The sequence below is a fragment of the Streptomyces prasinopilosus genome, assembly GCF_001419695.1.
Lineage (GTDB): Bacteria > Actinomycetota > Actinomycetes > Streptomycetales > Streptomycetaceae > Streptomyces > Streptomyces prasinopilosus.
The window spans coordinates 1-1,113 of the sequence record NZ_LIRG01000405.1 but is presented as its reverse complement, the minus strand read 5'-3'; the positions used below and the strand labels follow the sequence as shown (position 1 = coordinate 1,113).

Genomic DNA, 1,113 nt, shown 5'->3' with positions numbered 1-1,113 from the left:
CACGCGCGCGCGTGCCGGTACTCACGGGGCCGGGTGGGACGTCCACTGGACATCGAGCGGGCGAAACGCGGGTCGTCCCGCTCGATCCGGGCCGCGAGATCGACGAGGCGCTTGTCGTCGGACTGGGGCACGTCTCCTCCTTCCCGAACGGTGACAGCACGGTGAGACGGCCGGCCGGCACCTCCGAAGCAACGCCTCCGGGCGTCGGTACCGTGGCAACCGACGCCGGGGCGGAAAAGTGGAACGCCGGCCCTCGAGAACCTCGACACTCCCCCCATCGGGCCGCTCCCGGGAGTTTGCCCGTGCGCCGAGGTCATCACCCGCCTGGTACGGGGCGATTCGACGGGACGGGTTCGCGTCCACCTCAAGGGTCGCCCGCCCAGGGGCCCCGCGGCCATCGGGGACGGCCCTCATCTTCGTGGGGGACCGTCCCGTACGCGGACCGGCCGGGCGTCGCACACCCACGGGAAAAATGGGGGTTGCCACGGATGGCGCCCCGCCGGAACAGCGCTCACGCTGGGGCACGGCGGCTCGCGCCCGCGCCCCCGGTAGCGCGGGCCGCCGAAAGCTCCGCGACACGGGAGCCTACGACGGCAAAGCCGCCGGGGACAGTCCCCTGCCCGGCAGCGCCTCGTGGGGGCTCTCCGCCGGGCGTCCCGGAGGACGGGCCCGGCACCCGGGGAGGCGGGTTCCGCGGGGCGGGCCCGGCAGGACGGGTCCCGGGAGGGCAGGACCCGGGAGGCAGGACCCGGTGCGGGGAGCCGGTGTGGGGAGCCGGTTCACGGCGGTCTCGGGGAAAGACCGGGGTGGCGGCGGGGCGGCACCGCGGCGGTGCCGGGGCATAAGAGCAACAGCAGGACGGCCGTACGACGACGGACGGCCCCGGGAGCGGCACGGTGAGGAGGTGGTACCGGGTGCCACTGTTCTGGCGGATCTTCTCGCTGAACGCGGTCGTGCTGATCGTGGCCACCGTCCTGCTGCTCGGACCGGTCACCGTCTCCACCCCGGTCCTGCTCACCGAGGCCTTCGTGCTCACCGTGGGACTGGCCGCGATGCTCGGCGCCAACGCCCTGCTGCTGCGGGTCGGCCTCGCCCCGCTGCAGCGGGTCACCC

At 74.6% G+C, this 1,113-nt stretch carries 1 pseudogene; it reads left to right on the top strand.

Annotated elements, in window-relative coordinates:
* Positions 1-914: 914 nt before the first annotated feature.
* Positions 915-1,113: pseudogene (locus AOK18_RS17650) on the top strand (sensor histidine kinase); the annotation flags it as partial.